Raw genomic sequence first — 20,215 nt, forward strand, 5'->3', positions numbered from 1 at the left:
CGATGAGAATCGCCGCCTATACAATGGCTGGCGTGTTCTTGTTAACCGCCATCGCCATTGTCGCGGCGATGGCGGTTGGCTTCTCCAACGGATTGATCCAACTCGACGGAGGCGAGATGACCTTCGCTTGGCAAGGGAGCGGCGACGTCGCCCCCTTGGGAGGCGATCCGATCCTTCACCAGTCCTACTTCTATATCACGACCTCCGTTTACGCCGTCGCCGTCATCGGGATTCTGCCGCTAGTGCTGCTGGGGATACTCACTGCGGTTCTATTCGGCCGAAGTTCGTCCAAGGATTCGAGTTAGCGTAATGCGTTTCATCGTCACAATTGCAGCGTTTTGTCTGGTGATCGCTGGCGCTGCCGTTGGCGTAAGCTGGGCGTTGGATTACTACGGCGCGCAACTTCAGTTCGGTTGGACTTACGCTGCCGTCGCTTGGCCGGTTCCCCCAGCTGCCCCGGGAATGCCATGGTCCACACACGCGTACCTGATTCCGTACTACTACGTCGCCGCCGCGCTATTTATTCCGTTCGTACTGCTAATTGTCGTCGCCGCGATGATCCCTGGGAGAAAGACTTCCCACGCGGAACCCAGGTAAACCGCTAAGCTGCCAAACGTTGTTGCGCCGGCGGCAATCCCATCTCGCACTGCACATCAGCGAAGAGCTGCGCAAGCGCACTGGTGCTCTTTCCCCAATCGAACATCTGCCCGGGAATGATCGTCTCGGCGCCGACCAACGTTCCCTGTACCAAGCGGACGATCGAGATCTTCAGTTGCCCCTTCATCGCCCAGATCGAAGAAGGAAACTCGGCGGTGATGACGCAGCCGCCTTCTCCTTGCTGCACGCTTTCGATCGGTTGGCCATGCTTGGCCAGGCTGCAAACGACGCGGGCAATCGTGCGGCCGATCGGCGCGGCGATTTCTTCGGCTCGTTCTTTGCCGGTTTTCATCCCCAGCTTGGCGTACATCGGCTGCGCGATCTCGGCCAGCGCGCTGTAAGAAACCGGCGAGTCGACCACTTTCTCGCAGATCGACAGAAACGTTTCGGCCGACATCCCTTTCACGGCGCTCTTCGCGTGAAGATCAATCGCCGCGCGAACGTCGGCGACATGGATGATCGCTTCGTAGCGGACGTCGTTTTCCCAATCGTCGGTCTGCGGAAAGGGCGCCGAGAGTGGATGCCCGCAGTTAGAACAGAATTTGCCTTGGGCCTTCGCCCCGCACTCGCAGCAGAACATCCTTGTTCTCCGTGCTAGCAGAATGAGAAAAACGGTTCGCCATTTATTGATTCCATCGGCAAAAGCGCGGAGTCCGAAAAAGGGGTCTGGTCTTTTTTTCGCGAGAAGACTTTTCCATCGGTGATAGCTTTCCAGCGAAAAAGAGACCTGACCCCTTTTTCCGCTAGACGGGTGGTCCGCTTCTGCTATCGTCGGGGGGGGGGCAGAGCCAAACGCATCTGTCCCGCCGGCGAAGTCTTCCACGTGCTGAATCGCGCGGTCGGCAGAATGCCGCTCTTTGAAAGACCAAGCGACTACGATGCGTTTGTCAGCGTTATAAGCGATACCTGGCGGATCGTTCCTCTCCCAATCTTCGCCATGACGCTCATGCCCAATCATTGGCATTTCGTCGTTCGACCTGAAGACGATACGCAGGTACAAGAGTTCTTTCGACGACTCACCGTCACGCATACCATGCGCTGGCACGCTCATCACGAAACGAGCGGTACCGGTCATCTCTACCAGGGGCGATTCAAGTCGTTCCCTGTTGCGACTGACGAATACTTCCTGTCGGTGATTCGCTACGTGGAGCGGAATGCACTACGTGCATGTCTTGTCAGCTCAGCGGTGAATTGGCGATGGAGTTCGGCTTGGTATCGGCAACAACCGACTGCGGATCGCCCAGTGTGGCTTTGTGATCCGATCGAACCGCAGCTCCCTTGTGATTTGCAAGATTGGCTTGATGCTCCGCAGAGTGAAGCCGAAGCGGCGAGCATCGGCGAGTGCATTCGCAAAGGTTCGCCGTTTGGAAGTGAGTCTTGGGTTTCGGAGTGTGCCGTTCGGCTTGGGCTGGTGACGACGATGCGTCGTCGTGGGCGGCCTCGGAACTCTGATTGATTCTTGCCGTGAAAAAGAAAAAGGGGTCAGGTCTCTTTTTCGTGATCTGCCCCTTTTTGCGTGGCAAAGAGTTGTGGACGAAAAAGAGACCAGACCCCTTTTTCTTAGACAACATTTCCATCAGTCGACTCGCCAATGCTCTTTTTGAAATCGTTCTGGCGGCAGAGCGCTTGGTAGGAGCGGCGATTCGCCGCTCAACAGATCGAGCAGCATTTGCGTGATGCACGTTTGCGGTAGCGTGTACGTTTCGATACCGGGAAAGGACCAGAAAAAGAGTCCCCAGTCGTTCGGCTCGCCTGTGGTGATCCAGCAGAGAATGTCTCCGTTGTCGGTCGCTCCAATGGGAAGCAGGCCTCCGCTTTCCGGATACTGCGGAAACGGAACGCATTCGCGTCCTCCTGCAACCGCATCCATCTCTTCGAATCTCGAAAGCAGCATCGCCAGATAAGATGGCGCCTCTTCCACTCCTGGAGCATCGACTCCAGCGAAGTAGAACGGCGTATGAAACCAGAGGCAGCCGCAGAAAGTTGCGACTCCGTACGTCTCGGTCAGCGATTTGAAGTCCTCCGGGAGTTCGCTCCCGATTTCACTGGTTACTAAGTCCCAATCGCCCCAATTGCAGCAGGGCGTTTCCGGAGGGGGTAACAGCGAAGTCAGCAATTTCACGTTCGGATGCATCGCGGCTCTCCGATTCCGAAGATGCGTGAAAAAGAAAAAGGGGCAGGGTCACTGTTTCGTGACCTGCCCCTTTAGTGTGGCTGATTTTGATTGGCGAAAAAGAGACCAGGCCTCTTTTTCTTGGTCAGTCCCTTAGAACTGATGTCCCTTTTGTGGACCATTTTGCGTCAGCGTCAGGATCTCTGGACCTTCTTCGGTCATCAGGATCGTGTGCTCGAACTGGGCGCTCAGTTTGTTGTCCTTTGTCCGAACGGTCCAGCCGTCGCGGCGGTCGAGGACCGTTTCGTGCGTGCCGAGGTTGATCATCGGCTCGATCGTGAAGCAGACCCCGGCCGGCAAAAAGACCGACTGCGTGGCGCGGGTCGGGACGTGCGGAATCGACGGTTCCTGATGGAAGCGACGTCCCAGCGCGTGGCCGACATATTCTTCGACGACGCCGTAGCCATGCTTTTTCGCTTCGGCAATCACCGCGCGGCCGATCGTCGCGACGCTGCAATCGGGCGAAATCGCCGAGATCGCGGCATGCATCGCGTCGAAGGCGCACTGCGTGACGGCGCGAGCTTCGTCCGAGACGTCGCCAATCAGGAAGGTCTCGGACTGATCGCCGTGCCAGCCGTCGACGATGCTGGTGACGTCCACATTGACGATATCTCCGTCCTTGAGGACGTAACTTCCGGGGATACCGTGACAGATAACTTCGTTGACGCTGGTGCACGAGCTTTTGGGAAATCCGTGGTAACCCAAGCAAGCGGGGACGTGTCCATGATCCAGCGTGTATTCGTGAATCAGCCGGTCGAGTTCTCCGGTCGTGATCCCGGCTTTGACGTAAGGACGGATGAAATCCATCAGTTGGGCGTTGAATTTGCCCGCAATACGCATTGCGTCGCGATCGGTGTCTACCAGCCTTAAGTTCCTGCGACCATCGAGCATGAAGGAAAACCTTCCGAATTTGCGGTTAGATAAGCGTTCGACACGTCCAAAGAGGCCCAGCAGCGCGACGTGCGAATATATGAAGAAGTTTAACAACACCCCGGCTCTCGTCATACGCATCGATCAACAATTCTTAAGGTAAAAACCGGGATCGGCGAGATGTTTTCGTCCTTTTTTCGGGACCTAGCGGTTGTAAGGGTTCGCCTCCGTCGATTGCGATAAATCGGGCAAAGAATTAGAATCACGGCTTTCTTGGGGGATAGCGAAAGCCGAACAAAGATAACGGCTTACGTACAAACCAGGCTCTCCCCGCTTACCAAAAACCACAATAGACAGATGCCGCGCTACAATCCCGCCGAAATCGAACCGAAATGGCAGCAATTCTGGGAACAAAACCGCACCTTTGCGACGCCGGAAATGCCTCAGGGCGAAAAGTTGTACGTGCTGGACATGTTTCCCTATCCCAGCGGCGAAGGCCTGCACGTCGGTCACCCGGAAGGATATACCGCAACTGACATCGTCTGCCGCTTCTCGCGCATGCAGGGGAAATGCGTGCTCCACCCCATGGGGTTCGACTCGTTCGGTTTGCCGGCCGAAGAGCATGCCATCAAGACGGGGACCCCCCCGCGAGTGCAGACCGAGAAAAACATCGCCAACTTCACCCGGCAGCTGAAGATGCTCGGTTTCAGCTACGACTGGGACCGCCAGATCGCGACGACCGACGTCGAGTACTTCCGTTGGACGCAGTGGATCTTCTTGCAGGTTTACGATACCTGGTACGACCGCGAACAGCAGAAAGGGCGCCCGATCGCCGAGTTGCCGATTCCGGCCGAAGTCGCCGCTGAAGGCGCCGATGCGGTTCGCCAATACCAAGACGAACATCGTCTGGCCTATTTGAACGAAGCGCCGGTGAACTGGTGTCCCAATTTGGGAACGGTGCTGGCCAACGAAGAAGTGATCGACGGCAAGAGCGAACGTGGCGGTCACCCGGTGCAGCGGATTCCGCTGAAGCAATGGATGATGCGGATCACCGACTACGCCGACCGGTTGGAAAAAGACCTGGACGGCTTGGATTGGTCGGACGGCATCAAGGCGCGCCAGCGCAACTGGATCGGCCGCAGCACCGGCGCCGAAGTTGACTTCTACATTGGCGCCGCCGACAAGCTGAGCGCCTGGAAGAAGACGCGGGCTGAAAGCGGCTTCCCGCGCAAGCCGGGCGATGACGTCTTGCGGGTTTACACGACGCGTCCCGACACGCTGTTCGGCGCGACTTACATGGTGATCGCTCCGGAACATCCGCTGGTCGAAACTCTCACGACCAAAGAACAAGCGGCCGCCGTCAAAGCTTACTGCGACAAAGCGGCCAGCAAGAGCGATCTGGAACGGACTGAACTGGCGAAGGAAAAGACCGGCGTCTTCAGCGGTTCGTATGCGATCAATCCGGTCAACGACGAACAGACGCCGATCTGGATCGCCGACTATGTTTTGATCAGCTACGGCACCGGCGCCATCATGGCGGTTCCGGCGCATGACGATCGCGACTTTGAATTCGCCAAGACGTTCGACATTCCGGTGATCGCCGTCGTCGACCCCGGCGACTCAAGCGAAGTTGATCGCGCCGAAGTTTTGGCCGGCGCCGTTTGCTCTACCATCGACGGCGTCGCGATTAACTCCGGCAAGTACGACGGCACGCCGACTGCGGAGTTCAAGTCGAAGATCGCCGCCGATCTGACCGCCGCCGGACTCGGGAAAACCGCGGTTAACTACAAACTGCGCGACTGGCTCTTCAGCCGTCAGCGTTTCTGGGGAGAACCGTTCCCGATTCTGAAAGAGCTGGACGCCAGCGGCGAACCGAACGGCAAGATCCTGCCGGTCCCGGTCGATCAGTTGCCGGTCAACTTGCCGGAACTGGAAGACTTCAAACCGATCGGTCGCCCGGAACCGCCGCTCGAAAAGGCGCCTGCCGATTGGTTGTATCCCGTCATCGACGGCGTGAAGTACAAGCGGGAAACGAACACGATGCCGCAATGGGCCGGTTCGTGCTGGTATTACCTGCGCTTCATCGATCCGAAGAACGACACCGCGCTGATCGATCGCGAAAAAGAAAAAGCGTGGATGCCGGTCGACTTGTACATCGGCGGCGCCGAGCACGCGGTGTTGCACTTGTTGTACGCGCGGTTCTGGCACAAGGTGCTGTACGATCGCGGCGTAGTGACGACGGCCGAACCGTTCCAGAAGTTGGTCAACCAGGGGATGATCCTGGGCGAGTTGGAATACACCGGCTTTCAAACGGCGGAAGGTCGTTGGGTCTCGCACAACAAGACGAAGACCAACGTCGAAGGAGAACGGGTCGACGCCAAGACCGGCGAGGCAGTCACCGCGGTGAAGCTCAGCGCCGACGATGTCGAGAAGCAGGGAGACTCGTTCGTGCTGAAGACGGACGCCAACGTGAAGATCGACGCCCGCGCGATGAAGATGTCGAAGAGCCGCGGCAACGTGGTGAACCCGGATGTTGTGGTGAAGGACTTCGGCGCCGACAGTCTGCGATTGTACGAGATGTTCATGGGCCCGCTCGAAGCGACCAAGCCATGGAGCATGGCCGGCGTGAGCGGCGTGCGCAACTTCCTGGATCGCGTCTGGCGATTGATCGTCGACGACTACGCCGAAGAGACGGCGCTGCTCGATGCGGTCCAAGACGTCGAGCCGACGGCCGAACAAAACAAGATGGTTCACCGTACGATCGAAGCGGTGACGCGCGACTTGTCGAAGTTGGAATTCAACACGCCGATCGCGCGGATGATGGAATTCACCAACTTCTTCACCAAAGAAGAGGTTCGGCCGAAGTCGGCGATGAAATCGTTGGTATTGATGCTTTCGGCCTACGCTCCGCACATTGCGGAAGAGCTGTGGGCCGTTTTGGGCGAGACCGAGTCGCTGGCCTACCATCCTTGGCCGAAATTTGACGAAAAGTTCACCAAGGATGACGAAATTGAAATTCCGGTCCAGATTCTGGGCAAAGTTCGGAGCAAAATTGTCGTCGCGGCCGATATTTCTCAGGCCGATTTGGAAAAAGCGGCGCTCGCGGACGAACGAATCCAAGAGCTGATTGAGGGAAAACAGGTCGTAAAAGCGATCGTGGTCCCTGGCCGCATGGTCAATTTTGTCGTCAAATAAACGTACAGGCTTGCCGCACTCGGCATCCTGCCCCCCCGCTCACTTTTCTTTCATTGACAATCAGGACGAACGATGACGCACTCATGGCACGACGTCAGCCCGGGCCACCGTATGCCGCTCGAATTTTGCGCGGTGATTGAAATTCCGACCGGCTGCAGCCTCAAGTACGAACTCGACAAGCCGACCGGGCTGCTGCGAATGGATCGCATCCTTTACTCGGCGGTGCACTACCCGGCCAATTACGGGTTCATTCCGCAAACGCTGGCCGAAGACGACGACCCGCTGGACGTGCTGGTTCTTTGCCAAGAGCCAGTTTATCCGTTGTGTTTGATCGAAGCTCGCGTCGTCGGGCTGATGACGATGGTCGACAGCGGCAAGCTGGACCATAAGATCATCGCCGTCGCGGTGAACGATCCCGAATATTCGTCATATCGGGAAGCGGTCGACCTGCCGAGCCATCGCCGCAACATGCTCCGTCGCTTCTTCCAGGACTACAAGCAGCTGGAAGGGAAGACGGTCGAAGTGGACGAAATGCAACCGGCCGAAGAGGCGATCCCGGTGATCGAGCAGGCCCTGCAGCGGTATAGCGAGCAGCGCCGCCGCGGCTTTTATCAAAAAGCTCCGGTCTAACTGGGCGGAGAACGCTAGAACTTCATCCGTCTCCGCTCTGACGACGCTTGCCAGAGCGGCGGCGGGACGGTTATGCTAAATGATAAAAGTCCCGCCCCCTGATCATCTTCTTTGAGGAATTTCGGTCGACATTATGCGCAATGTTATCTCTTTGGTGTTGGGCGGTGGTCGCGGCACGCGTCTTTATCCTTTGACGAAGTACCGCTCGAAACCGGCGGTTCCGTTGGCCGGTAAATATCGCCTGATCGACATTCCCCTCTCCAACTGCATCAACAGCGACCTGAATCGCATTTACGTGCTGACGCAGTTTCTGTCGGTCAGCTTGCACCGCCACATTCGTCAGACCTACCGCTTCGACAACTTCCGCGGCGGTTTCGTCGAACTGTTGGCCGCTCAGCAAACCGGCAACGAGTCGACCGACTGGTACCAAGGGACCGCTGACGCCGTGCGCAAGAACCTGAAGTACATCCAGCAGTACGGCACCGACTATGTGTTGATCCTGGCCGGCGATCAGCTCTACCGGATGGACTATCGCAAGATGCTCGACACGCACATCAAGAGCGGCGCCGACGTCACCATCGCCGGGATCCCGGTCACGCGCGACGACGCCAAGTCGCTGGGCATCATGCGTCTGGACGAAACGGGCCGCGTCGTCGGCTTCGTCGAAAAGCCGCAAACCGACGAAGACCTGAATCTGGTCACCATGGATCCGGCCAAGCTGGAAGCGCTCGGCGTGAAGAGCCAAGGGCGCGACTGTCTGGCGAGCATGGGCATTTACCTGTTCAACCGCGATACGCTGGTCGACGTGCTGGAAAAGACCGACTACGAAGATTTCGGTCGCGAAATCTTCCCGGCCGCGATTCGTTCGCGTCACGTCCAACTGCACGCCTTCGACGATTACTGGGAAGACATCGGTACGATTCGCGCGTTCTACGAAGCGAACTTGTCGCTGGCGAGCCCGAACCCGCCGTTCAGCTTCTCGGACGAAGATGAACCGATCTACTCGCGTGCTCGTTTCCTGCCGCCGACCTTGATGTCGGAAGTGACGGTCAAGACGAGCCAGATCGCCGACGGTTGCCGCATCGGCGCCGGCTGCGTGATCGACAACAGCGTCGTCGGCCTCCGCAGCCTGATCGGCGAAAACGTGACGATCAAAGACTCGGTCCTGATGGGCGCCGACTACTACGAAACCGAGAACGAACTGGCCGACCACCGCAGCTGCAAGCGGGCTCCGCTCGGCATCGGCAGCGGCTCGGTGATCCAAGGCGCGATCATCGACAAGAACTGCAACATCGGCAAGAACGTCCGCATCGTCAACGATCTGGGCATCGAAGACAAAGAATACGAAGTCGGCGTGACGGTCGTCGAAGGGATCCCGTGCGTCGAAAAAGGGGCGCATATCCCGGATGGTTGGAAGCTGACGTAAGACGGCTTTTGCCTTCAAATTCAATTCTGAGAAAACGCCCTCCAAACTTGGAGGGCGTTTTTTTTGTTCTTGGAATTCTTTTGACTATGTGGGTTAACACGTTAGTCTGCTCAACAATAGACTCGGAGCAGGTATTGGCTAAGTAACGATCTCAATTGCAACGGAGGCGTCGAGGGTGGCGCGACCAATAAAAGTTCCTGAGCTGGTTGCTCGAGAAGTAGGCGACGTCATGATTGTTGAAAAGACGAGCGAAAGAAAAAATGGGAGGTATCTGTACCTTTGCAAATGCGTCTATTGCGAAAGGGAATTCAAAGCCGTGCCAAAGGAGGTGCGAGCTGACCGGTGGATTTGCGGATGTATGCGTGGTCGTCGCACAGCTAGAATCCACCATGTGGGGAATGCTTTAGACTCGACTGAGTTATACTATCTGGCCGGTTTTTTTGACGGTGAAGGTTACATCGGAATTCAGAAGGTGTCCCGAAGTGATCGTGCTAACCGAGTGAGTTATCAGGCTCGTGCAATTATCGGACATACGAGCGTAGAATTACTAAATAAGCTACGCGAAATGACCGGACTTGGAAAAATCTTTTTTCACGGTCCTGAAACTGACCGCCGAAAAGAGAGTCACCAACTCAGCTGGACGCCCAACGATCTAAGAGCATTGTTGCCTCAGTTGCTGCCCTGTCTCTATTTGAAACGGCAACAAGCGGAATTGGTATCGAAGTATTTGTCCTTCGCGGGTCAAGTCAATCATAAAGATGCTGTCGCTGTAGCTGAATACAACGCAAAGTGCGAGGAGATCTACGATCAAGTCAGTATCCTGAACCGCCGAGGGGAAAGCAAGGAGCCAGCAATTGCCCATTTTCCGGTGGTTCCGCTTGAGGAAAAGAAATGGCTAGCCTATCTAGCTGGCCTGATCGATGGCGAGGGGACGCTTACTATTCGAAAAAGTCATCGTGCTCATAGGCAAGGACGAGTAACGTATAATGCTATGGCCACAATTCCGAGCACGAATTATTCGTTGTTGAATCGGATTATGGGTTGGACCGGAGGTGTGATTCGCGAGAAATTGAAGCGAAGTGACAATCACAAGCAATGCTTTGAACTTCACTTAGGTCCAACCGAACTGCGTCAGATTCTGCCTGGCTTGAAGCCATTGCTTTTGTTGAAGCAATCACAGGCGAAACTGCTTATGGAACACTTGGAAGTCGCAGGTCATTTTAATCGGAAGGATCCGAATGCCGTTGCAGACTATATGAGTGGTCGGGAAGAAGTCTATCAACAGCTTAAGAAACTCAATAAGCGTGGCACATAGTTTTTTGAGCGGGCGACGCTTGCCCACCCGTCGCGATTTCGCTTCACGGCAATTAGCGGTGAGGAATTGAGAGTTGTCCAAAATCCGTTGCCAATACTGCCACGAGTACATCGATTCGTCCGACTACCCAGCGCATGAGGACGAACACCTTAAACTTCGCTCCGATGGTCAGCAGAACGAGTACGTCACGCTGCCTCCCGAAGAACGCGTCGAAGGAGATCTGGAAGGCGTGCCGACCGTTTATCTGCACACCAAGTGCGGCCATGCGACCGGGATGCCGGATGAGATTACGCGGAGCTATTTGAAGAACCCCTATCTCTATCTTGCCGATGCGACGTTTTGTACTGGTTGCGGCAAGCATGTTCCGCTTCGCGAATGCGTCTGGACCGAGACCGGCGAAGATTTGCAGTCGCACATTGACCGGCTGCGGGCGGAGAAGCCAGAGCTCCGCCCGGGGATATTTATGCGAATGCTTGTCGCGGTGGTGAAGATGTTTCAGTAGCGCTGGCTACTCTTTCTCTTCGGCCTTGGGCGCCGCGGTCAGTTTCGCCTGGATCGTTTCTTCGGGGATATCGGCGATCACGCGGATGCCGACCGCGAGCCAAGGGTTGCTGGCTCGTCGCTCGAAACGCGAAGCCGAGCGGCAGCCGCTGTTGTTGGCCCAGTCGTTGGAGAAGCGATAGCCGCCGAAGCACGATCCGCCGCGGATGATTTGCTTTTCGCCGCCGACGACTCCCAGCGGATCAACCGTGTCTGCGTCGCGATAGTTGTAGAACGCGTCCTGGCACCATTCAAAGACGTTGCCATGCATGTCGCACAGCCCGAACGGATTGGGGAGCCGGTCGCCGATGTCTTGAGGCCAAGAGACGTTAACGACGGCATGATCTGCAAGCGAAGCTTCATCGTTGCCGGTCGACCAGTAGGTGGTCGTTCCGGCGCGGGCGGCGTATTCCCACTGCGCTTCGGTTGGAATCGAATAGGTCCAACCGGGCTCGATTTGCGACAGCCACTCGCAGCACTTGTTGGCGTCGTTCCAGGTGACGTTGACGACGGGCGATTGCGATCCCTGCGGGTACTTGCCGGCTTGTCGCCAGTTCTTGGTCGGGTCTAATTGCGGCACGCCGGGCGTCGGGAGCCAGGCGCCTTTGCCGTTCGCTTCCGGCTCGGTCTGGTAGTCGGTCTCGGTGACGAAGACGCGAAACTGCTCGGTCCTCATTTCGTTCTTGCTCATGTAAAACGGGCGAGTGATTTTCACGGTTCGCTGAGGTCCTTCCAGGCTGATCCAGGCCAGGTCATGTCTGCGGAGACCATCTTTGACCGCTTTGTCGCGCAGCTGGGCGATTTCCTCTTCGGTGGAGCCCATCAGGTATTCGCCGGGGGGAATCAGGATCATGGTCATAGAGACGTCGAGCCCCCGTTTGTCGCGACCGAGCATGATTTGCTTTTCGACCGGCAAGCCGAGGTAATTGGCCCAGGCTTGTTGGTACTTATGGGCTTGGTCGCTGTCGAATGGAGGGATGGCCATTGCGGGAGCGTCAGCAGGCCACTCGATCGATTGGGGACGAGGAGCCGGCATGACGGTGGTCTCCACCACTTTCTTGGCCGGTTCCTCGGTCGAAGGTTGTTGGGGAAGTTCGGCGGCGGACTTTACTGTGGCGACTTTGACTTCGTCGGCCAGAGCTTCTTCGTCGGCGGTGAAGAGGTGAGTGATGTTGGTGACGCCGGAGAACTCGGCGACGCCAAGGAAAATCAAGGCAATCACGATGAGGGCCGCGACTTTGGCGAGCGGTTGACGCCAGACAGGTTGCGGCCGGCGACGCGGCTCTGTTGGGGCAGGCTGTCCAGTGGTTTGTGAGCCGCCGTTGATTGGGAACGCAACGGTCGGTGTGCGGCCGGCTTCAAGATCGGCCAGGCATTTCTCCAGCACTCCGCTGACCTCTTTCGCCGATTCGAAGCGGTCTTCGGGCAGCTTGGCGTGGAGGTGATCGATCAACGCACACATCCATTGCGGAACTTCCGGCAGGATCTCCTGGATCGGCCGCGGCGTGTCTTCGACGACGCGTTTGAGGACCGCGACGGTCGAAGGGGCGCGAAACGGAGGTCGGCCGCTCAGCATCTGATAGAGGACGCTGCCGAAGCTGAAGAGGTCGGCCCGTTGGTCCAGTTTTTTGCCGAGCGCTTGTTCGGGCGCCATGTACATCGGCGTGCCGGCGATGACGCCGCTTTGCGTCATGCTGGCGTCGTCCGCCGTGCGGGCCAGACCGAAGTCGGTGATCTTGACCCGATCGTCGATCCCATGTTCCAGCAAGATATTGCCGGGCTTGATGTCGCGATGAATGAGTCCTTGCTCGTGTGCGGCGGCGAGACCGTCGGCGATTTGCTTGCCCAGTTTCAGCACATGCGGCAGATCGAGCGGCCCTTGCGAGTCAAGTTGTTGCTGGAGCGTCTTGCCGGGGATGTATTCCATGACGAGGTATGGAATCGGCTCGTCTTCGACCGCGTAGATGGCGACGACGTTTTCGTGGCGAACGGCGGCCGAAGTGCGGGCCTCCCGCAGGAATCGCTTGCGAGCGGGGGAAGTCGCGGCCATTTGCGGAGCGAGCACCTTGATCGCGACGACCCGCTGCAGCTTTTCATCGAAAGCGCGGAGTACGGTACCAAACGCGCCGCGGCCAATCACTTCCAGGATCTCGTAATGCCCCAAACGTCCTAGCGATTCAGGATTGTCAGAAGGGAGGAGGTAGCTGAGATCGGTCGGCTGCGAAGATTTGTGCTGCACGTGTTGTTGTCCTTGGAGACTGGCGTCATCGTCGCAGGTCGACCCTTCGTCGGGGAGAATCGTGGCGTCAATGTCGGCGTCGCTGATCGCACGAACCGCCGCTTCCAGCGGGGGATGCTCCAGGAAACTGCCGGCAATCTCAGCATGTCGCAACAAGCTTTCGACGCCGACGCGTAGCTCGTGATCGTCGCCGCAGGCTTCGTCCAGGAAGCGGGCACGCTCTTCCGGCGATTGGATGGCGATCGCTTGTGCGAATAGGGATTCTTCGTTCATGGCTGGTACTCGATGACAAGTGGCGAAGTCGTATCACAGGGCAATGCGATCTTCGGCGGGAAAACCCCTCACGGGATTTCCAACTTTTTTCCAAATTGTTTCAGCCCGAGGAGTCTGCGGGGCTAACCGAGTTCGCGGAGCAGCCAGACGCGGGCGAAAGTCCAGTCCCGCTCTGCAGTTGCCAGAGAGATTCCCAGGGTATCGGCCGCCTCCTGTACGGTGAGGCCGGCAAAGTAACGAAGTTTGACGAGGGACGCTTTTCGCTCATCCGTTTGCTCGAGCCGCGTCAGCGCTTCATCGAGCGCCAGCACGTCGATTTCTCGATCGTTGGAGGTGAGGTCCGGATCGAGATCGACCCGCTGCACCTCTCCACCGTGACGGATTCGCTTTTTACGACGAGCCGATTCGACCAGGATGCGGCGCATCGCTTCGGCGGCGGCGGCGAAGAAATGGCCGCGCGAATCCCACTTGGGCGCCTTTTCGACATCGACCAGCCGAATGTAGGCGTCATGCACGAGCGCCGTCGCTTGCAGCGTGTGGCAATTGTTCTCGTGCGAAAGCTTGGCGGCGGCGAGCTTGCGGAGCTCTTCGTAGACCAGCGGCAGCAATTGATCTGCAGCCGATTGGTCTCCGTGCTCAATCTGGAAGAGAATCTGCGTGACGTCGTTCATATCGGACCAGCATACGAGCGAGTGCGGTCCGATGCCATAAGGAAAGAGCGGAGATTGCGATCGTGAGCTAGCTCTTTCTTTCAGCACGAAAAACAAGAGCTGTGCGGTGGCAGTTTTAGTTCGCTTCTTCGCCGAGATACTTGCCGTAGTAATAACGGAACTGATGGTAACTGAGACCAAGTTGCCGTGCGGCGGCGGCCTGGTTGTTACGCGATTGGGCCAGCGCGTCTTCCAGCATCATGCGGCCGAAGTTGTCTAGGCGATCTTTGAAGCTGCCGCCGGGAACTTCGATCTGCGTGTTGGCGAGCATGCCGATGTCGTCGGGCGTGATCTCGTCGGTGGTGTCGCGATAGGCGGCTCGTTCGATGATGTTCTTCAGTTCGCGGACGTTGCCCGGGAATTGGTAACGCCGCAAGACGTCGATCGCCGAGCGGGAGAGACGCTTGCCGGCGAAGAGGGGGATTTCTCGAGCAAACTGGTCGAGGAAGTGCTGTGCGAGGACTTCGATATCTCCTTCGCGACCTCGCAGCGGCGGGACTTCGATGACTTCAAAGGCCAAGCGATCGTAGAGGTCGCTGAGGAATTCTCCTTCCTGGATTCGCTTCCGCAGATCGACGTTGGTCGCCGCGATGATCCGCGCTGACGTGATCAGTTCTTTCTGGCCGCCGACGCGATTGTAGGTGCCGTATTCGACGACGCGGAGAATCTTTCGCTGAAACGGAAGCGACATGTGGCCGATCTCGTCGAGGACGAGCGTGCCGCCATGCGCCAGTCCGAACTTGCCGTCGCGCGTTTGATCGGCGCCGGTAAACGCGCCGCGCTCGTGACCGAACAGTTCGCTTTCGAGCAACTCCGTCGAGAACGCCGCGCAGTTGACGGTAACGATCGGCCGCAGATGATCTCCTTGGGCGAAGTGTATCGCGCGGGCGATCACCTCTTTGCCGGTTCCTCGTTCACCGACGATCAGCACCGGACGAGGAACGCGGGCGACCATCTGCACGCGCTCGACGATCGCTTGGATTTGCGGCGACTGGCCGATGATCTGGCAGCGAAATTGGAGGTCCTTTTGGAGCTCGGTATTCTGGGCGTCTAGGGTGCGGGCTTCGCGCAGCACTTCAAGCAAGTAGCCCATCTTGCCCAACAACGTCGCCACGCGGGCGGTCAGCTGTGGGCCGCGCACCAAAAAGTCGTTGGCGCCCATGCCGATTGCGGAGGCGGCCGTTTCGACGCTTCCTTGATCGGCGGCGATCACGATGAGCGCGGTTGTCGATAACTCGCGCATCGCGCCAACCAGGCCGACGCTCGCGCGGCGTCCATGAATCACAAAGAGGCTATCGTCCGCTTTGCTGCGAAGTTCGCCGAGCAAATCGTCGTCGTCCCGCACAATCTGGACTTTGCTACCGGGCGCCGCATCGCAAAACGACGAGCGCAGGTCCTCCAGTGGGTCGTGAGCGGGGGCCAGGATGGTGATTTTTGCGATCTGCATGACTCTGATCGTACCGGCCGATGTGAGACTTTTCACTACATCTAGTGAAAAGTCTCAGGTTTGAATGGGAGGATGTTTGTCGTATCTCCTTATTAGGTAGTGGGTTGTGAAATTTCACTAAATTCGGCATGGTCTGTGCAAATGAGAGGGGGAACGTCACTCCCTACCCTTTGGAGATTGTCAATGAACAAGGAATTGAGCGGGAATCAGATGATTCTGCGACGTGCACTCATCGTGGCGGGGATCGCCGGGTGCGCCGTCGCGGCCGACACGATGGTCGAGAATTTCGTCTGGCCTGCCGTCGCCGGTCCGCTGGCGATTCACCAGTTCGATTCGCCCGGTTGGTCGCAGACGTTGCAGACGGCGACCGCCCTGCATGCGATCTTTCCGGTCGCGCTGGGGAGCATGGTTTTGTGCGCCGCCGTAGTGTTGATCGGCCCGCTGTTTGTGAGCGGTCGCTGCGAAGAGTGCGGCGCGAAGCGCAAGATGTCGTCTGCGTCGAAGCGGGGCTTGTTGGCCTTTGCGGCCACGGCGCTGCTCGTGGCGACGTCGACCGGTTGCCGTCCGTTTGACGCGCCGGAGTTTGCGGAGATCGATACTTCGGAGACGGGCTTCTTGATTCCGCTGGAAGGGGCGACCGACGAGCAAGTCACTTTCGAGTCGGAGTCGTACTTGGACCAGCGGAAGGTCGCGACGAAACGCGTGCAGGTTCCTCACCGTTGGGTGCAGACCGGTCGCATGTACTTCACCGGCGATTGGATGGATACGGTCCGTTTGATCAAGGTTGATCGTTCGCCGGTCACGCGTGAGTGGACGGCCGACTCCGCGAGCGGCACCAGGAACGCGAACGAAGCGATCTGGATCGAAAGCAAAGATTCGGTCGGCTTCTCGGTCGGGTTTAACTGCACCGCGTTTATCGAAGAGGAGGATACCGCCCGGTTCCTGTACATGTACCGCAGCCGTTCGCTGGCCGACATGATGGACTCGGAAGTGCGCGCTCGCATTCAAGCGGTCGCGGCGGAAACGGCGGCGCGGTACGACCTGGACGAACTACGTTCGCGCAAACAGGAGATGGTCGACGACGTCCGAACCGACGTGATTAAGTTCTTCAAGGAACGCGGGATTACCGTCACCACGATCGGCATGTTCGGCGGCTTCACCTATCAGAATCCGAAGATTCAGGAAGCGATCGACGAAACGTTCGTCGCGCAGCAAAAGAAGGTGGTCAACATGGCGCTGTTCGACGCGCAGCAGAAGGAGAACGAACGGATCGAACTCGCGGCCGAAGGTCAAGCGAACACGGCGCGAACCGTGGCGCAAGGGGAAGCGGACGCGATTCGCGAATTGGCCGAAGCGACCCGCGAGGCTCAGTCGGATCCGTTGTTCGTGCAACTCAAGCAGTTGGAAGTGGAGAAGGAGAGAATCGAAAAGTGGAACGGAGAGTATCCGACCTACTTGTTGCAAATGGGCGCCGGCGGCGAATCCCCCAACATGATGTTGGAACTGCCGGCTCAAAGCTCCAGCGTCGCGACGCGAAGCAACTAGACGTCTGACATGATCATCACCCAGCGGCCCGCACAACGATTGTGCGGGCCGCATCTGTTGAAGTGGGGGGGGCGATTCCCTGCGTTGGTGGCGCCTGACGACGCAAAGTTGAGCTGTCGTGCGAAAATGGCGACTCTCAAGATACCTAGGGGAGCGATCGGAGTCGCTTTCGCAAAATCGCCGCCGGTCGAGTAAACTGGGGCGAAAGACGCGGTACTCTCCAACCCCCAAACGCTATCGTCATGAAAACCATCCTCTCGTTGATGGTCGTCTGTCTTGTGGCGCAGACGTCGATCGCGCAAACGTTAGTCGTCGCTTACGTGCCGAATTGGATCGATTTGAAATCGTTCTCGCGCGAGATCGATTACGATCGGTTGACGCATATCAATATCGCATTCGAGAATCCGACGAGCCCGACCGGCGAGATGTCATATCGCCGTGACAATGATCTGTTGGTTGCGGCGGCGCATCAGCGGGGAGTGAAGGTCTTGGTTTCGATCGGCGGAGGCGCCGCTTCCGGGAACGAACCGCTGAAGGCTCGTTACTTCGAGTTGCTCGCGGATGAGAAACGAGCCGAGTTCTGCCAACGGTTGGCCGACTATGTGGATGAACATCACCTGGACGGCATCGACGTCGATCTGGAAGGGCCGGCGATCAATGAAGACTATGGCAAGTTCATTACGGAACTTGCGGCGCAGCTGAAGCCGCGCGGTAAGTTTCTGACCGCTGCACTCTCGCAAGGATACGGCGGCGCGAGCGTACCGGACGAATGTTGGCGCAACTTTGATTTCATCAACGTGATGGCGTACGACTATACCGGTCCGTGGGCGCCGGACTCGCCGGGACAACATTCGTCGCTGGTCCACGCCAAGCGACAGATCGAATACTGGCGGACGAAACGGAACGTGCCGGCCGAAAAGCTGGTCCTCGGCGTTCCTTTTTATGGACGCGGGTTTGGCAAGGATTTCAGTCACACGGCTGAAACTTACGAACGAATCGTCGCCAAGCATCCTGGCGCCGAGAAGAAGGACGAAGTGGGCGAAACGATCTGGTACAACGGCATTCCGACGATTCAGAAGAAGACGCAGTACGTGCTGGACGAAGAGCTGCGCGGCGTGATGATCTGGTCGCTCAACAACGACGCCAAAGGAGAGAAGTCGCTGCTCAAAGCGATCGACGATACGATCCAGGCCGATCGTAGTTAGCGTGAGAACGCGTCGTCGGCGAGCGGCTGAAATTGTTCGCCGTCAAAGAAGGTCGCCAGCGGCGCATCATCGGCGATCGTCAGCTGTTTCAAGTCGAAGCGAACTTGCGGCGCGTAGGGAGCTTGTTTGCCGCCGATCACGGCGATCGCAGCGCCATTGTCTCCAGGAGCAATCTGCGAGTCGCTGATTCGCATGTTGGCGGTGAAGGGGAGATCGGGCCGAGCTTGGAAGTGATGCCATAGCATACCGCCGACGGTGGTCAGTCCTGATCCTTGCAAATGAAAGCGGAGCGGGGAGGCTGCTGCCTTGGTGCGGATGAGCCCGCCGACTCCTTCGTACCGGCAATCGGCAAGCTGCAGGGCCGCGTCTCCCGACGCTGAGACGTCGACGCCGATCAGCAAGTCGGTGAAGCGGCAGTTGGCAAGGTTCGCTTCCGGCAACGCCCGGAGCCCGGCGGAAGTTCGGGACGTCGGCCGCCACTCGACGGCGATCGACTCGGCTGCGGACGCTTGGGAGGCTCGGAAGGTGCAATCGCGGAGCGTGATGTTGGCGGCGGCGACTTCGAGCAGCACAAATCTGCCGGTGGACGAAGTGGCGACAAAGTCGATTCGCTCCAGCGTCAGCTTTTCGGCGGAAAGGCGAAGCGGCTCGGCGCCAATTTCGATTGTTGTGCGTGCCCCATCGGGCGCGGCGATGGTCGACTCGGCTGCGATCTGTTGGGGGAATTCGGCGGCGGTCAGCTTCGCCGGGAGTTCGATCCGCCGCGAAGTCGCTGTCGGAACTTCGATCGACGCCAAGTGGATGTCGCTCGGTTGTCGTTCGCTGACCTGCGGTGTGAGCGGCTTGGCGGCGAGCGGCGTCAGGGGCGCGGGGGAGTCTAACGAAGCAGGCGCATTCGAAGCGTCGCTGGGCCAGAAGTACCCGCAGCCAACGAGCAGCGCAGCGGCGGCCGATGCGGCGAGCACGTTCCGTTTGCGGCGCTGAGCCGCTTCCTGGCGACGATGAACGTGCAGGTTCGGCAGTACCAGCGGCGGATCGACCAGGTAGTTACGCAACTGCCGCGCATCCGATTCGCTTGCGGGACCCAGGAGGGCGAACCAATCGGCCAGGCGCGTTTCTGGTTTGGCTTGCCGCGCGTGAAGTTCGCGCAAGAGCGGATCGTCGGTGAGCGAGTCGAACGGGACTCGCGGCGGCGCCCCATGAGGAATTCCGCAGAGGAGTTGCCGCATCAGTTGCGAAAGCCGCTGGAGGTCGGTTGTCTTGCGCAGTGGGTTGGCCGAGGGCCAACGAAGTCCGGGAAACGGGGCGCTGGCGACCCCGTCGGCGCTCAGGAAGATCGTCTCGGGAGCGACGCGACCATGCGTGCGGCCGGCCGTTTCGAGCGAAAGGAGTTGATGGACGATTTGGCGGAGCAGGGGGATCACCGCGCTCGACGGCATCCGACCATAGCGAGTCAGCAATTCGGCGAGCGTTTTTCCGGAAGGAAGAATCGCAGCGACCCAGTGACGGTTTCCAACCTGGCCCGAGTCGACGATGCGGCCCCGATAGCCGGCCAGCGGCGTAACGATCCGATCCTGTAGCGGCTGATCGCAAACAGCCAGCAGATAGCCTGGCTGGCCTTCGCTGCTCGCTTCGTACCAGGTAACGCCGTCAACCGAAATTCTCTTGCGGAAAATCAGGTATTGTCCGCAGGTCAGTTCCGCTTCGCGCCCGGCGTAGAAGAATTCGGATTGCGTCGGCGTGATCAGCCCCAGTTGCTGGAGGGCGTCGATCCAGACGATGTCCATTTCGCGCAGGGCGGCTGGAGTTTCGTGGAGGAACTCTTCGGCCGCGTTGAGCGCAATCGGTTCGATCCAGCCGCAAGCGGCCAGCCGCTGAGAGATTCGGGCGGGGATCGATTTAGCCATGAAACGATGGAAATTAAGTGTAGGGGGTTAGCCCTGATAGCTCTTGCTATCAGGGCGGCGCAGCCGCAGGAAGCATCGAGTCA

General features: G+C 58.3%; 16 protein-coding genes. 9 read left to right on the forward strand and 7 right to left on the reverse strand.

Features of this window, described 5'->3' with window-relative positions; genetic code table 11:
* Nucleotides 1-2: 2 nt before the first annotated feature.
* On the forward strand, nucleotides 3-305 hold the full coding sequence (locus LOC68_RS04905) for a hypothetical protein (protein WP_230216347.1): 303 nt from the start codon (nucleotides 3-5) through the stop codon (nucleotides 303-305).
* Nucleotides 306-601: 296 nt separating this feature from the next.
* Here LOC68_RS04905 and LOC68_RS04910 read toward each other — a convergent pair whose 3' ends face one another.
* Entirely contained in the window at nucleotides 602-1,237 is a 636-nt protein-coding gene (locus tag LOC68_RS04910; protein WP_230216348.1) for a hypothetical protein, read from the reverse strand.
* 243 nt (nucleotides 1,238-1,480) lie between these two features.
* Between LOC68_RS04910 and LOC68_RS04915 the strand changes: the two genes are divergently transcribed.
* A complete protein-coding gene (locus LOC68_RS04915; RefSeq protein WP_230216349.1) occupies nucleotides 1,481-2,113 on the forward strand; it encodes a transposase in 633 nt (210 codons plus the stop codon).
* A gap of 120 nt (nucleotides 2,114-2,233) precedes the next feature.
* On the opposite strand, the gene LOC68_RS04920 is transcribed toward LOC68_RS04915, so the two are convergent.
* Nucleotides 2,234-2,791: an SMI1/KNR4 family protein gene (locus LOC68_RS04920; protein WP_230216350.1), complete on the reverse strand. Its 558-nt coding sequence runs from the start codon at nucleotides 2,789-2,791 to the stop codon at nucleotides 2,234-2,236.
* Between the two features lie 132 nt (nucleotides 2,792-2,923).
* Nucleotides 2,924-3,721, reverse strand: coding sequence for a type I methionyl aminopeptidase (gene map, locus LOC68_RS04925; RefSeq protein WP_230216352.1), 798 nt, complete (start codon nucleotides 3,719-3,721; stop codon nucleotides 2,924-2,926).
* Between the two features lie 336 nt (nucleotides 3,722-4,057).
* Between map and leuS the strand changes: the two genes are divergently transcribed.
* From leuS to LOC68_RS04950, 5 genes are all read left to right on the forward strand, one after another.
* Nucleotides 4,058-6,895 carry a leucine--tRNA ligase gene (gene leuS / locus LOC68_RS04930; protein WP_230216354.1) on the forward strand — a complete coding sequence of 946 codons (2,838 nt, stop codon included), beginning with the start codon at nucleotides 4,058-4,060 and terminating at the stop codon, nucleotides 6,893-6,895.
* A gap of 72 nt (nucleotides 6,896-6,967) precedes the next feature.
* The gene (locus LOC68_RS04935) at nucleotides 6,968-7,525 is read left to right on the forward strand and encodes an inorganic diphosphatase (RefSeq protein ID WP_230216356.1); all 558 of its coding nucleotides are present in this window, start codon (nucleotides 6,968-6,970) and stop codon (nucleotides 7,523-7,525) included.
* A 133-nt stretch (nucleotides 7,526-7,658) separates the two neighbouring features.
* Entirely contained in the window at nucleotides 7,659-8,951 is a 1,293-nt protein-coding gene (locus LOC68_RS04940) for a glucose-1-phosphate adenylyltransferase (protein ID WP_230216358.1), read from the forward strand.
* Nucleotides 8,952-9,126: 175 nt separating this feature from the next.
* Nucleotides 9,127-10,266: an LAGLIDADG family homing endonuclease gene (locus LOC68_RS04945; protein WP_230216360.1), complete on the forward strand. Its 1,140-nt coding sequence runs from the start codon at nucleotides 9,127-9,129 to the stop codon at nucleotides 10,264-10,266.
* 73 nt (nucleotides 10,267-10,339) lie between these two features.
* Nucleotides 10,340-10,768, forward strand: coding sequence for a hypothetical protein (locus LOC68_RS04950; RefSeq protein WP_230216362.1), 429 nt, complete (start codon nucleotides 10,340-10,342; stop codon nucleotides 10,766-10,768).
* Nucleotides 10,769-10,774: 6 nt separating this feature from the next.
* Here LOC68_RS04950 and LOC68_RS04955 read toward each other — a convergent pair whose 3' ends face one another.
* The 3 genes from LOC68_RS04955 to LOC68_RS04965 form a co-directional block, all read right to left on the reverse strand.
* Complete coding sequence (locus tag LOC68_RS04955; protein ID WP_230216364.1) at nucleotides 10,775-13,318, reverse strand: bifunctional serine/threonine-protein kinase/formylglycine-generating enzyme family protein; 2,544 nt, start codon at nucleotides 13,316-13,318, stop codon at nucleotides 10,775-10,777.
* A gap of 122 nt (nucleotides 13,319-13,440) precedes the next feature.
* Nucleotides 13,441-13,989: a sigma-70 family RNA polymerase sigma factor gene (locus LOC68_RS04960; protein ID WP_230216366.1), complete on the reverse strand. Its 549-nt coding sequence runs from the start codon at nucleotides 13,987-13,989 to the stop codon at nucleotides 13,441-13,443.
* Nucleotides 13,990-14,104: 115 nt separating this feature from the next.
* Nucleotides 14,105-15,475 (reverse strand): sigma-54-dependent transcriptional regulator, encoded by a 1,371-nt coding sequence (locus tag LOC68_RS04965; RefSeq protein WP_230216368.1) that lies wholly within the window; start codon nucleotides 15,473-15,475, stop codon nucleotides 14,105-14,107.
* 183 nt (nucleotides 15,476-15,658) lie between these two features.
* Between LOC68_RS04965 and LOC68_RS04970 the strand changes: the two genes are divergently transcribed.
* Together LOC68_RS04970 and LOC68_RS04975 are read left to right on the forward strand one after the other, a co-directional pair.
* Nucleotides 15,659-17,020 (forward strand): SPFH domain-containing protein, encoded by a 1,362-nt coding sequence (locus LOC68_RS04970; RefSeq protein WP_230216370.1) that lies wholly within the window; start codon nucleotides 15,659-15,661, stop codon nucleotides 17,018-17,020.
* A gap of 242 nt (nucleotides 17,021-17,262) precedes the next feature.
* Nucleotides 17,263-18,225 carry a glycosyl hydrolase family 18 protein gene (locus tag LOC68_RS04975; protein WP_230216372.1) on the forward strand — a complete coding sequence of 321 codons (963 nt, stop codon included), beginning with the start codon at nucleotides 17,263-17,265 and terminating at the stop codon, nucleotides 18,223-18,225.
* On the opposite strand, the gene LOC68_RS04980 is transcribed toward LOC68_RS04975, so the two are convergent.
* Nucleotides 18,222-20,132 carry a hypothetical protein gene (locus LOC68_RS04980; protein WP_230216374.1) on the reverse strand — a complete coding sequence of 637 codons (1,911 nt, stop codon included), beginning with the start codon at nucleotides 20,130-20,132 and terminating at the stop codon, nucleotides 18,222-18,224. The genes LOC68_RS04975 and LOC68_RS04980 overlap by 4 nt on opposite strands.
* Nucleotides 20,133-20,215: the final 83 nt, after the last annotated feature.

It is taken from the genome of Blastopirellula sediminis (assembly GCF_020966755.1).
GTDB lineage: Bacteria > Planctomycetota > Planctomycetia > Pirellulales > Pirellulaceae > Blastopirellula > Blastopirellula sediminis.

Excerpts from the sequence above, each read along its gene's own strand:
- LOC68_RS04905 (WP_230216347.1), top strand. The coding sequence starts at position 3 with ATGAGAATCGCCGCCTATACAATGGCTGGCGTGTTCTTGTTAACCGCC.
- LOC68_RS04910 (WP_230216348.1), bottom strand. The coding sequence starts at position 1,237 with ATGTTCTGCTGCGAGTGCGGGGCGAAGGCCCAAGGCAAATTCTGTTCT.
- LOC68_RS04920 (WP_230216350.1), bottom strand. The coding sequence starts at position 2,791 with ATGCATCCGAACGTGAAATTGCTGACTTCGCTGTTACCCCCTCCGGAA.
- map (WP_230216352.1), bottom strand. The coding sequence starts at position 3,721 with ATGCTCGATGGTCGCAGGAACTTAAGGCTGGTAGACACCGATCGCGAC.
- leuS (WP_230216354.1), top strand. The coding sequence starts at position 4,058 with ATGCCGCGCTACAATCCCGCCGAAATCGAACCGAAATGGCAGCAATTC.
- LOC68_RS04935 (WP_230216356.1), top strand. The coding sequence starts at position 6,968 with ATGACGCACTCATGGCACGACGTCAGCCCGGGCCACCGTATGCCGCTC.
- LOC68_RS04940 (WP_230216358.1), top strand. The coding sequence starts at position 7,659 with ATGCGCAATGTTATCTCTTTGGTGTTGGGCGGTGGTCGCGGCACGCGT.
- LOC68_RS04955 (WP_230216364.1), bottom strand. The coding sequence starts at position 13,318 with ATGAACGAAGAATCCCTATTCGCACAAGCGATCGCCATCCAATCGCCG.
- LOC68_RS04960 (WP_230216366.1), bottom strand. The coding sequence starts at position 13,989 with ATGAACGACGTCACGCAGATTCTCTTCCAGATTGAGCACGGAGACCAA.
- LOC68_RS04965 (WP_230216368.1), bottom strand. The coding sequence starts at position 15,475 with ATGCAGATCGCAAAAATCACCATCCTGGCCCCCGCTCACGACCCACTG.
- LOC68_RS04970 (WP_230216370.1), top strand. The coding sequence starts at position 15,659 with ATGAACAAGGAATTGAGCGGGAATCAGATGATTCTGCGACGTGCACTC.
- LOC68_RS04975 (WP_230216372.1), top strand. The coding sequence starts at position 17,263 with ATGAAAACCATCCTCTCGTTGATGGTCGTCTGTCTTGTGGCGCAGACG.
- LOC68_RS04980 (WP_230216374.1), bottom strand. The coding sequence starts at position 20,132 with ATGGCTAAATCGATCCCCGCCCGAATCTCTCAGCGGCTGGCCGCTTGC.